An 11929-nucleotide genomic window follows, 5' to 3' on the forward strand; every position below is an offset into this window, starting at 1 on the left:
GAGAAAGAATATGAAAAATAAATTAGTTTGTATTTCAAATGCTTTGTTTATTATAGCTATTTGTGTTTTTACACTAACAAGCTGTAGCATTGATGAACAGCCTGAAGTTGAAGAGGCTTTAAAAAGGGACTTATCAGAATCCTTTACATTTAGATACTGGAGTGGTACAGACAGAGACAAAACCTATCATTTTGAAGATGAGAATGGGGTCGAATTTAGTTATACTTCAGCTATGAGACCAATTGTTTTTGGAGGAGATACTTTTGGAAGCAGAAAAAATAATTCTTGTGATTATGCAATTGCATTTTTAAATCACCACGGAGAGGAAATTAGGGTTTTGCTTGAGTTAAGTGGTTTGGAATATGAATATAATACTGATTTAGAACGCTCATATTTAAAATTAAGTATAAATTCATTTGAAGATGCTAAAATGGCAGTAGATGTAGTTTTTTTACTTCTCAATAAGTATACAATTCCTATTAAGAATGAAAGATCAGCTTCTGATGTCTTTTCTATACCTAGACTAATTATTTATCATGATGGCACAAGAATACGTAGTTCCTCTTACGAATTTACATGTGTTTTTTCATCAGAAATAGATTACGAGGATGTGTCTGATAAAATATTAAATAACTATATTACAGATGTTAAAAATGAAAGAATAAAAAATGATTTACCAAAAGATATTAATGAAGATAGCTTGCCAAATTCAATAGACACAGAAAATGCAGTAATAAACATTAATACTAAGTAAAAGTGAAATCGTTTAGATCTGGCTAAAAATCATGAATTCATCTATAATCTTAGAATGAGATGGAATAGTATAAGATAAAATATATTGTATAAATAGAAGTTTTTAAACTTTTCTATACATACTGTTTTTTTCTCTTTCTGCCTGGATTATGTGATTGCTTTCTTGAACTTAGAACACCTGCTGCAATTGCTGTTATCGGAATGGTAAAAATTAATCCTAGGCTGCCAGCTAAAGATCTAACCACTTCACTTGCAATCATGTCACTATTGATAATTTCTATAAAAGGTATATCATGCATAATAAGCAAAAGAAGCAAGTGCAGAGAACTCCCTGCATAAGCAAGAATCAAAGTATTTGACATAGTTGCCATTATATCTCTTCCAATATTCATTCCAGAGCCTATTAATGCACTTTTCTTAATTTTAGGATTTGTCATTTCAATTTCATGCATAGCTGAGGATATTGACATTCCTACGTCCATAGTAGCACCTAAAGCTCCTATTATTATACCTGAAAAAAGCAAACCTCTAAAATTTATATTTACACTTTGAGGCATATTCATTAACATTTGAGCTTCTTCATTTCCAAGGCCCGTCAAATTAGCTAAAGAGCCTATAAATTGAGTTATTCCCCCTGCAACTGCAAACCCTCCTATAGTTCCAATAATTGCAGCAGCAGCTTTTTTATTTAATCCTCCTATGATAATTAGAGTTAAAGTAGTTATTACTATGCATACACCTATAGAAACAGCTATAGGGTCATAGCCTTCTATAATTAATGGAATAAAAAACTTTATAATTGCAAAAGCTGTGACCCCTAAAGTGATAATAGCTTTAAGTCCTTTAAATCTTCCTATTGCCAAAAGGAAAAATATAAATGTACCTACTAGATAAAGCAGATATTTATCCCTTACAGTATCTGAAATGTAAGCATTAATAACTTCACCATTTGAGTTTTGGTTTAAATATATTAATACAGTATCTCTAGGTTTAATCAAAATAGGATTTTCCTTGTTAACATAGCCGGCACTTATAGTGTATTCGGCATTTACAACTTTTCCACTATGTTTTCCATTTAGTATTTCAACTTTTACTAAGCAGGATACTGGTTTATTTCTTTTTTCAATATTGTCTTTTTCGGAATTTAAAATTTCAATAACTTTACCACGGACAGTTTCAAAATATTCAGTTTCTTTTGAATCAGTTCCATGTACCTGTATAATAGAGCAATATAAAAAGATAGGCAAAATTAAAAATACCACTAAAGATTTATATGTTTTCATTTGTATTTCCTCCATTTAGCATTTGTCTTTTAGTAATACATATGCTAAACCTGTCCTTAAATATTCTAAAAAAGAACTATTTTGAAACTAATAGTGAATCAATGAGCATAATAGCTAAAACAAAAAAATTTATATAAAATTAAATCAAAGTGTTTATATGTAACATTTAGGGGTATTAATATATTCGGAGGTGTTAAATAATATGGAGAAAATAAAAGACATTTTAAAATTTGCAATGAGGATGGAAAAGGATGCTGAGAATTTTTATAATTACTACATGGATAAAGTACAGTCAGAGCCTATAAAAAACATGTTTGAAGAATTAGCCAAGATGGAAAGAGGTCATTATGAAATTTTAAAGAAAAAATTTGATCAGCTAGAATTAAAAGAGCCACCTTTGACAATTTCATGGGTGGTAGACGATGACTCGAAGTCATTGGATCCTTCAATTCTCTCCTTTAATTCGGAACTAATTGGAGAAGATGAAAAGGAAATGTCAGATCTTTCAATTATAAGAATGGCATATCATATGGAAAGTGATTTTGCAATGTTTTATAAAAATGCAGTAACTGAAGTTGAAGATGTAAATGCACAGAAGTTTTTAAAGGAGATTGCAAAGTGGGAAGAAGGACACAGAGATATATTTTATAAAAAATATGAAGAACTTATAAAAAAGCACTGGAGAAATATAACTACTGTTATATTTGATAAATAACTTAGAGTTAGAATTTAGGTAACTATGGACATTAACTTTACCTAAAGAAAAATAGAACTTTTAACAAGATGGTAATGAATGCTTTGTACTAGTCGGATTTGGACATCACGCCCCCTTCTTTTATTATAAAAGGAGGGGGTTTTTAATATCCAAAATGTCAAAAATCATTAAAAATTCAGGATGTTTTGGATATATTTCAGGTAGCATGTTTTATATAAGGCGTTATAATGTATAGTATATAATCAATTATTAGTTTATTATGAATTATAGAATAAATAAAAAAGGATGATTAGCATGAAGAAAACAATAGCTGAAAAAATTTTTGATGCCCACAGGGTTAACATGCCCTTTCCAGACACTCATGTACTAAAGCTTGATGCAGTATTTTGTCATGAAATTACTACGCCTATAGCCATAACTGATTTACAAAAAAGAGGAATGGACAGGGTTTTTGATCCTAACAAGATTAAAGCAGTAATTGATCATGTAACGCCTGCAAAGGACAGCAAAACAGCTGAGCAGGGTAAAATACTTCGTGAATGGGCTAAAAAGCATGGCATTAAGGACTTCTTTGATATTGGACGTAATGGAGTATGTCACGCTATATTTCCTGAAAAAGGATTTGTAAGACCTGGATACACAATAATAATGGGAGATTCTCACACATGTACTCATGGAGCTTTTGGAGCTTTTGCTGCCGGAATTGGAACAACAGATTTAGAAGTTGGAATATTAAAAGGAGTTTCTGCTTTCCATTTTCCGAAAACCATAAAGATAGAGCTAAATGGAAAATTAAAGCCAGGTGTTTATGCAAAAGATGTTATTCTCTTTGTAATAAAAGAACTAACTGTAAATGGTGCAACTAATATGGTTATGGAATTTACAGGTTCTATTGTTGATGAAATGTCAATGGAGTCTCGCATGACTCTATGTAATATGGCTATAGAAGCTGGTGGAACATGTGGAATTTGTTATCCAGATGCTACAACAGTAGATTATCTTTGGGATTTTATAAAAGATGAATTTGAAACTAAAGAAGATGCATTAAAAGAATACTCTAAATGGATATCTGATGAAGATGCTGTTTACGAAAAAGTATATGAATATGATGTGTCCAATTTAGAACCAATGGTTACCTTTGGTTACAAGCCAGATCAGGTTAAAACTGTAAAGGATATAACAGGAACAAAAGTTGATCAGGTTTATATTGGAAGCTGTACAAATGGACGAATTGAGGATCTTAGAATTGCAGCTAAAGTTTTAAAAGGTAAAAAGATTAACGATAATGTTCGTGGAATAGTAAGTCCAGCTACACCGGATATATACAAAGCTGCACTTAATGAAGGAATTATAGAAATTTTCCAGGATGCAGGTTTTTGTGTAACAAATCCTACTTGTGGAGCCTGTCTTGGTATGAGTAATGGTGTATTAGCAAGTGGAGAGGTGTGTGCATCTACAACAAACAGAAACTTTAACGGTCGTATGGGAAAGGGCGGAATGGTTCATTTGATGAGTCCTGCAACTGCTGCAGCTACAGCAATTAAAGGAAGTATTGTTAATTCTGACTTATATTAATAGAAGGAGGGGTAAGATGAAAACTTTTAGTGGAAAAGTATTATTTTTAGATAGAAGTGATATAAATACAGATGAAATAATTCCTGCAAAATATCTTACAGAGATTACAAAGGAAGCTTTAAAGCCATATCTTTTAGAAGATTTAAGTTTAGAAGGTTTTGACGCTAAAAAAGATGTTGAAGGTAAATCTATTATTGTTACAAGAGCCAATTTTGGATGTGGCTCATCAAGGGAACATGCACCCTGGGCGTTAGAAGTAAACGACATTAACGTTGTAATTGCTGAAAGTTTTGCAAGAATATTCAGACAAAACATGTACAATTGTGGTATGTTTGCAATTGAACTGCCAAAAGAAAAGATTGATTATCTTTTTGAAACTTATAAAAATAAGGAGACATCAATAAAAGTTGATGTTGATAACAACAAAATTATTGTTTCAGCAAGTGACAAATCTGAAGAAATTGATTTTACTGTTGGAGAATTCGACAAAACCCTTGTAAAAGAAGGCGGCTGGGTAGGCTACGCAGACAAAAACTACTAATGGGGTCAGGCTTGAATAATTTACTTAAAAGTTGAGGATTTTATATATAAGCCTTTAAAAAAAGTGAAGGATTTGATAGCAAAGGGGCTGTTGCACCAATTAGGCAACGCTCCTTTTTTAAAGCATAAGTGATTTTTTTCTTTTTAGCATTTCGTCAACACTATCTATATAAAGCTCCACACTTTTTACATTAAATGATCTTTTTATACTATCATCATTTGGATAAACTATTTTAGTTATTCCACCGGCTCCAAGGGCAATTATAGACTGTTTTTCCTCCATAATTTGAATGTTATATGTACTTTCAAAACCCTTTTTGGAGTATCCAATATTTTCGAGTTTGCCAGCCATGTTTTTTTGTCTATATAGATAGTATGGGTGCATTTTCATTTCTTTAGCATATTCTGATGCCATGTTTATCATTAAAGGAGTCTCTTTATTTGGAGTAAAATCAATAATGCCATTGTTTTCTGTCAATTTTGATGCTCTCTTAACTGCCATTGTGTGGACAGTAAGACTTTCAGGATTAAGGGTTTTAATATCTTTAATAGTTTTATGAAAATCCATTATAGTTTCATCTGGAAGACCAGCAATTACATCCATATTAATATTTTTAAAACCAATTTCTCTTGCCATATGAAAGGATTTGATTATATCTTTTGAACTGTGTTTACGACCAATCATTTTAAGTGTTTTATTGTTCATGGTTTGAGGGTTTATACTTATTCTGTTTACGCTATACTTTTTAATTAAAGAGAGTTTTTCCCTAGTAATTGAGTCAGGACGTCCAGCTTCTAAAGTGTATTCACTGAGATTATTTAACTCAAAAGTTTTCTCCACCTCAGTCAAAAGTTCCTCTAAATGTATTTTATCAATAGAAGTAGGCGTACCACCTCCAATATAAATACTTTGAACTTGATAGCCTTTTTCTTTAATTATTTGTTTTACACCTTTAATTTCAGCTTTTAAAGCTTTTATATAATAAGAAACAGAATTTTTATACTTATCAATTGGATTAGAAGTAAATGAGCAATATAAGCATCTTGACTTACAAAAGGGTATGCCAATATATATGCTTATCATATGAGGTTTTGTATAATCAAGGATTTCCTTTTCTCTTTTTGCAATATCAAAGAGAAGCTGGGTTTTTTCTCTTGATACAAAATAATATTTTTGAAATATTTTCTCTATTTCTCTATAATTGAGTTCTTTATTAAGTAGCTTGTGTACAAGTTTAGCAGGCCTTATGCCAGTTAAAAATCCCCAAGGGAACTCTTGATGTGTATATTTTGACAATGCAATATAAAGTTCTCTTTTTACTTCTCTTTTTAAAGCCTTTTCTTCTGATTCATCTATAGGAGAGAAAGGCTCAAATTGATGGGCATTTTTATAACAAGAAATACCATCATTTAGAATAATGGTTTCAAGCTCAAACTGATTCTCCTTTTTTTTAAGTTCTGTATATATTACTATTCCACTTTTGTTTTTTAAAACTTGTTTTTTTTCTTCAACAGTGTTGTTTTCAAAAAATAATTTAATAACATCCTTTACTTGATATAAATAATCATGTCCTTTAAGCTCTACAATAATCATTTTCTGCCTCCTAAATATCTAGATGAAAAGAGATAAAAATTACTATGTCAATAATAAAACAAGCATAGTACAATTATTTTCAATAGTCAATAAGTTTTAGTGAGCTATAAAAATCTTAAACTATTACTTGAAAATAATCCAATTAAACATATACAAACACACTGGTAACGTGACTATAGTCACGTTTTTTTATATAAAATAGTGACTATAGTCACGAAAAGTAGTGACTAATGGCACTTACATGCGTGACCTTTTGTGATGTATTATATAAATGTCAGCTGGTAGTGTTGCATATATAAAAAATAAAAAGTGTATCTGTGTGGAATGAATTATTTATAAAGGGGAGTAATTTTGTGATTAAGATAGATGAATTTGCAATTCATTAATCAAGGAAAATGATTTTGCAATATCCAAAACAAATATTGCAAAATATATAGAGAGAAAGGTTGAACAGAATTTTTGTGAAAAATAAGAAAAGTTATATATTAAATAACAATAACTCAATCAACTTACATAAAGTAGAAAAGTTTTCGACAAACACCTTTAATTTTGATGTCCTCCTAATTCAAAATACAAGGGAAATTCATAAGATTATGTTTAGCCACACAGATAAAGAGAATGCTGATATCAATAAATCGAACAAGAGATAAAGCTATGCAACATACCGGCTGTTTCTAGATTTAAAATGCTAATTTTTCATTTCCTTATATTTCTGAGATTTATGTTCATGGAAGTCAATTCTAAATACCTTTGTAATTGAATTCTTCTAATTTTAAGCTGTTTACTAGTGTAGTTTTAATTTGCTTTAGCATGAAAATAATTATTCTTGAAGTCAATAAAAGATTCATGTAAAATTAATATATGTCGCTAGGTGTATATGATAAATGTGAAGAGGAATGTTTTTTCATATTTTCACTCATATAAATGACATATATCCTATGTCGCAAAGCTAACTACAAATAAAGTAGTGAATTTTAAACACAGCGGAATTAGATAAAAAAATTAGAATTGTCTCAAAACAAAGGAGGTCAAAAAAATGAATAATATGCCGAAAATTAAAGTTGGAATCGTGGCAGTTAGTAGGGATTGTTTCCCGGAATCATTATCTGTAAACAGAAGAAAAGCATTAATAGAAGCGTACAGTAAAAAATATGATAAAGCAGATATATATGAATGTCCAATATGTATTGTTGAAAGTGAAATACATATGGAGAAGGCTTTAGAAGATCTAAAAAAAGCAGGGTGTAATGCTCTTTGTGTATATTTAGGTAACTTTGGTCCTGAGATAGCTGAAACATTGCTTGCTAAACATTTTGAAGGTCCTAAAATGTTTATAGCAGCAGCAGAAGAAACATCAAAAGATGGTGGACTTATTCAAGGTCGTGGTGATGCATATTGTGGTATGCTAAATGCAAGCTATAACTTAAAATTGCGCAATATAAAAGCATATATTCCGGAATATCCTGTGGGAACAGCAGACGAGTGTGCTGATATGATTAATGAGTTTCTTCCAATAGCTCGTGCAATTCATGGATTGAATAATTTAAAAATTATTAGTTTTGGGCCACGCCCATTAAACTTTTTAGCCTGTAATGCACCAATTAAACAACTTTTCAACATGAATGTTGAAATTGAGGAAAATTCTGAATTAGATCTTTTTGAAGCTTTTAACAAACATGAAGGGGATGAAAGAATTCCTGAAGTTGTTAAAGAGATGGAAGAGGAGCTTGGGGCCGGCAATAAAAAACCAGAAATTCTTGAAAAACTTGCCCAGTATGAATTAACACTACTTGACTGGATTGAAGAGCATAGGGGATATAGAAAATATGTTACAATTGCTGGGAAATGCTGGCCTGCATTTCAGACACAATTTGGTTTTGTTCCCTGTTATGTAAACAGTCGCTTAGCTGCAAAGGGTATTCCAGTGTCATGTGAAGTGGATATTTACGGGGCGTTAAGTGAATTTATAGGAACAGTTGTATCACAAGATGCAGTGACTCTTTTAGATATTAATAATACCGTTCCTTATGATATATATAATGAAGACATTAAAGGCAAATTTGATTACAATCCAACCGATATATTTATGGGCTTTCACTGTGGGAATACTGCATCGTGTAAGTTATCATCTTGTGAAATGAAGTATCAGATGATAATGGCAAGAGCACTTCCAGAAGAGGTAACTCAAGGTACCCTTGAAGGTGATATAATTCCTGGGGACATTACATTTTTCAGACTTCAAAGTACTGCTGACTCTAAAATACGTGCTTATATAGCTAATGGTGAAGTTCTTCCTGTGGCTACACGTTCATTTGGTGGAATTGGTATTTTTGCAATTTCAGAAATGGCAAGGTTCTATCGTCATGTGCTGATTGAAAAGAACTATCCTCATCATGGAGCAGTCGCTTTTGGTCACTTTGGCAAAGCTTTATATGAGGTGTTTAAATACTTAGGAGTGCCTGTTGATGAAATAAACTTCAATCAATCAAAAGCAATGATGTATCCTACAGAAAATCCTTTTAAATAGGTTTAAAATTATATAAAAAAACAGGTAATCAAGGAAGGAGAAATTCTTCCTTGATTATCATGTTTTTTAATGCCTAAGAAAGTGAATCGTTTTCTGGCATCAAAAAAGTCTACTGAAATGCTGTACTTTAAAGGATTACCCTTTTATAATAGCATATGGAGGTATTTAATGTTATGAATAAATATTTTAAAAGACTAATACTAAAGGCAACTCAGTCAAGAGAATTACATGAAGTAGAAGAAATACAGGAACTTTGGGGTGGATACGGTAAAATATTACGTTATGGACTTAGCGAGTCGAATTTTAGAAGTGTTATAGTTAAAAATGTATGTTTACCTGATAAAGGTAAGAAAGCTCGTGGCTCAAATATTTCCTACCAGAGAAAGTTAAAATCCTATAAAATGGAAATGGCTTTTTATAAAAATTGGAGTAAAAAATGCAACGAAGATTGCAGAGTGGCTAATTGGTATGCACTTGAGTGGCAAAATAATGAGTTCTTAATGGTGCTTGAAGATCTTGATTTGTCGGGGTTTAAAAGGAGAATGCAAAGTGCAACTTGGAACGAAATGCGATTGTGTTTAAAATGGTTGGCAAATTTTCACGCTACTTTTATAGGAGAAAAGCCGGAAGGGTTATGGACAAAAGGTACATATTGGCATTTAGAAACCAGACCTGATGAATTAAAGGCTTTAAAAGATACCAATTTAAAGAGTGTTGCTAAAAGAATAGATGGAAAACTCAATAATTGTAGATTTAAAACCTTTGTTCATGGCGATGCTAAACTTGAAAACTTTTGTTTATCTGAAGATAAAAACAGTGTGGCTGCAGTGGATTTTCAATACGTTGGTGGTGGCTGTGGCATGAAAGATGTTGCTTATTTTGTGGACAGTTGCTTATACGATGAGGAATGTGAAAGTTGGGAAGAGGATATTTTGAATTTTTATTTTGGAGAACTTGAAAAAGCATTAATTATTAATAAAAAAGATGTTGATTTTGAAGCTTTAGAAAAAGAATGGCGTATATTATATCCTGTTGCATGGACTGATTTTTATCGATTTTTTAAAGGATGGGCTCCAGGGAATTATGAAAGTAAGTATAGTGAACGCATTTTAGACAAAGTAATTAATAGTCTAAATACATAGCTTCTCGCCTATTAAAGATTTGTATTTTTTTGCTATTGTTTGTGTTAAAAAAGCTTTTGCATATATTGTAAAGGGGTTGGAAGCTCCCTTGAATGACAATTAGTAGACATAAGAAATGTGAGTAAAATAGTTATAAATTTTATGCAGGCTAATTTTTGCAATGGGTGTTATATTCTACAACAATAATACTTATATCATCTCTTATTTTTTTATTACTGTTTACAATTTTTGTTAAGCAATTTTCATTTAGGATTTTAATAACAGACTCATTATCTATATTCTCATACTTAGAATGAAGAACAATTTCTTCATATCCATCAGTAAAAAAAGCAATTTTATCTTTAGGAGAAAAAGCAATTTGATTATTTTTGTATTCTGAAAATTTGAACATACCTATCGGGAAATTACCTTTATCCATTTTAGTAATAGTTTTTTTATCAAAAATATATGCTCCTGGATTTCCAGCATTACAATATTTTATTTTCATATTAACAGTATCTATAACACAGTAAAATGCAGCACAATAAATCTCATCAAAGCTTTCACCAAAAATTTCATTAAACTCTTTATTCATATAAAAAAATAGTTTTGAAGGATTCTCATAATAATTTTTTTGTTTTGAGAAAATAGTTTTAATAATAGCCATTATTAAAGCTGCAGAAATGCCGTGGCCACTAACATCAGACATAAAAACTCCAACTTTTCCGTTTTTCAAGTCCACAACATCAAAATAATCTCCACCTATGTGATATGCAGGAATATAATCCATTTTAAAAATCAGATTATATAGATTTAAAGTTTCTTTTTTTACTAAATGTTGTTGTATCTTCTTTGCCATTGAAAGTTGATTGTTTAATACTTTATTTTTAATATATAAGTGATATTTTTGCTGTTCTAATTTGTCATTTAACACCATTAGTTGCTTGTTCTTTTTTTCAATTTCTCTGTTTAAGTTTGTCATCTGGTTGTTTATTAACATAAGTTCGTCTTGAAGAAGAGTAATTCTTGGATCATTATATCTTGCTATTAAAAATATTAAATCACCTTTAAAAAACTTATAGCAATTTAGAAGCACATAGTCGTCATTACCAGTTTTAAAATTAAGTTCCCAATAATTTTTATCATCATTTGAATTCATAAGAGACTTAAGCTTTATATGATCCTCAGAAATTAAAAAATCTTTTATTTTTTTTCCTATGAATGTATCTATAGTATGCTTTAAATATTTGGTACAAGTTTTATTGGCATAAATAATATATTCCTTTTTGTCAGTAATAAAAATAGCTGCTCGAATATTATCAATAATTGAATTTAAGTCTGAACATGTAATATTCTCCAATATATTAAAAGTATGAGACATTTCTTTCACCCTTTACTATTAATTCATTTGTGACTTTCACTGGTCGCGTGTATTTTCCAATAATATGTAAGTGTTAATATAACTACATAACACTAGGTTGGAGTTAGAACTATGCCTTTTAATAGCATGTTTAACTTCCTTTTTTGTATAATTACATTCAAACACTGAAATTAAACTTATAAGAAAATTATATTATTTATAATACATTTTGAAAAGACTTTTATATTTATCTATTATTTAAAATTAGTATATTACTAAAAGACCCTAATTTAATATTCACTAGAGTTCTTACCGTAAAGCAATAATGTTTAAGTGGATGTGGTAAAGTGAACTCGTTTAGCAAAAGCTAAACATCGAGACTTTAGGTGGAGACTCAACTCCACCTGAAAATTTATAAGAGCAACTCCACTTTATAGAAGATGGAGTCTTAGAATAAGATT

The 11929-nt window shown here is 30.4% G+C and carries 9 protein-coding genes; 6 read left to right on the forward strand and 3 right to left on the reverse strand.

What is annotated here, in order from left to right; translation table 11 throughout:
• On the forward strand, nucleotides 1-754 hold a 754-nt coding region (locus tag RBH29_RS09795), incomplete at its 5' end, for a hypothetical protein (protein WP_306696635.1).
• A gap of 112 nt (nucleotides 755-866) precedes the next feature.
• Here RBH29_RS09795 and RBH29_RS09800 read toward each other — a convergent pair.
• On the reverse strand, nucleotides 867-2036 hold the full coding sequence (locus tag RBH29_RS09800; protein ID WP_306696636.1) for a YibE/F family protein: 1170 nt from the start codon (nucleotides 2034-2036) through the stop codon (nucleotides 867-869).
• 202 nt (nucleotides 2037-2238) lie between these two features.
• Here RBH29_RS09800 and RBH29_RS09805 point away from each other — a divergent pair, with 202 nt between their 5' ends.
• The 3 genes from RBH29_RS09805 to leuD all read left to right on the forward strand — a co-directional run bounded on the left by RBH29_RS09805 (nucleotide 2239) and on the right by leuD (nucleotide 4867).
• A complete protein-coding gene (locus RBH29_RS09805; protein ID WP_306696637.1) occupies nucleotides 2239-2751 on the forward strand; it encodes a ferritin family protein in 513 nt (170 codons plus the stop codon).
• 294 nt (nucleotides 2752-3045) lie between these two features.
• Nucleotides 3046-4326, forward strand: a complete 1281-nt coding sequence (locus RBH29_RS09810) for a 3-isopropylmalate dehydratase large subunit (RefSeq protein WP_306696638.1) — start codon at nucleotides 3046-3048, stop codon at nucleotides 4324-4326.
• Between the two features lie 16 nt (nucleotides 4327-4342).
• A complete protein-coding gene (gene leuD, locus RBH29_RS09815; RefSeq protein ID WP_373463316.1) occupies nucleotides 4343-4867 on the forward strand; it encodes a 3-isopropylmalate dehydratase small subunit in 525 nt (174 codons plus the stop codon).
• A 117-nt stretch (nucleotides 4868-4984) separates the two neighbouring features.
• Here the strand turns inward: leuD and hemZ are convergent, their stop codons facing one another.
• Complete coding sequence (gene hemZ, locus RBH29_RS09820) at nucleotides 4985-6460, reverse strand: coproporphyrinogen dehydrogenase HemZ (protein WP_306696639.1); 1476 nt, start codon at nucleotides 6458-6460, stop codon at nucleotides 4985-4987.
• A gap of 1036 nt (nucleotides 6461-7496) precedes the next feature.
• Between hemZ and RBH29_RS09825 the strand changes: the two genes are divergently transcribed.
• Entirely contained in the window at nucleotides 7497-8987 is a 1491-nt protein-coding gene (locus tag RBH29_RS09825) for an L-fucose/L-arabinose isomerase family protein (protein ID WP_306696641.1), read from the forward strand.
• Between the two features lie 173 nt (nucleotides 8988-9160).
• Entirely contained in the window at nucleotides 9161-10129 is a 969-nt protein-coding gene (locus RBH29_RS09830; protein WP_306696642.1) for a phosphotransferase, read from the forward strand.
• A gap of 148 nt (nucleotides 10130-10277) precedes the next feature.
• Here the strand turns inward: RBH29_RS09830 and RBH29_RS09835 are convergent, their stop codons facing one another.
• On the reverse strand, nucleotides 10278-11489 hold the full coding sequence (locus RBH29_RS09835; RefSeq protein ID WP_306696643.1) for a SpoIIE family protein phosphatase: 1212 nt from the start codon (nucleotides 11487-11489) through the stop codon (nucleotides 10278-10280).
• Nucleotides 11490-11929: the final 440 nt, after the last annotated feature.

It is taken from the genome of Herbivorax alkaliphila, assembly GCF_030848475.1.
GTDB lineage: Bacteria > Bacillota > Clostridia > Acetivibrionales > Acetivibrionaceae > Herbivorax.